A 653-nucleotide genomic window follows, 5' to 3' on the forward strand; every position below is an offset into this window, starting at 1 on the left:
GGACCTCGTCGCCGAGGCGCACGCGGACGGACGTGAGGTGAACGTGTGGACAGTCGATACGTGGTATCAGGCCAGTCGACTTGCCGCCGCCGGCGTCGACGGCATCGCCGCCGACTACTCCGGTCTGCTCCCCGCTTCCGGTGAGACGTCTGCCGGAGACACGTAGTCCTGAGCACGATGCGAGCGGCCGGTCGACGGAGACCAGGTGTGAGCGCGCCGACGCGGCCCCACCTCTGTTGGCGGCGCCCTTCGATCGACTCTTCCTCGTCCGCCGTCGATTCTCATCGATTAACTCTTCGTGGTCACGACGGCTTACTGGGCGGCGGTGTCGATGAGGTTGTCTCAGCGATATTTCTCAAAATACCCCAGAACTCTCTGGATCGGTATGTACAGGTACGTATCGAGATCGAAGTAATTGTAGCAGTGCTTACCACCTACTACTAATCATTTCAAATATTATAAAATTTTAATATGGAACTAGTCTACCTCAAGATGTGGTCAATGTAAACGGCTCACACAGTGGTCGGCGTAGATTTCTTCAAACAACCGGTGCGGCCGCAGTCGGTCTTGCTTCCGCTGGATGTCTAGGAGCAACATCAGGGGGTTCGGACGGCGCTGATGGCTCGGACGGCTCGTCCAGTTCCACGAACAGT

1 protein-coding gene is annotated in these 653 nt (G+C 57.3%); it reads left to right on the forward strand.

Translation table 11 applies throughout. From position 1 onward, the window contains the following. Positions 1 to 166: glycerophosphodiester phosphodiesterase family protein (locus DVK05_RS16350; RefSeq protein ID WP_303646408.1), on the forward strand; the 166-nt coding region annotated here is incomplete at its 5' end. Positions 167 to 653 lie beyond the last annotated feature (487 nt).

It is taken from the genome of Halorubrum sp. Atlit-8R, assembly GCF_003666025.1.
GTDB classification, from domain to species: domain Archaea; phylum Halobacteriota; class Halobacteria; order Halobacteriales; family Haloferacaceae; genus Halorubrum; species Halorubrum salinarum.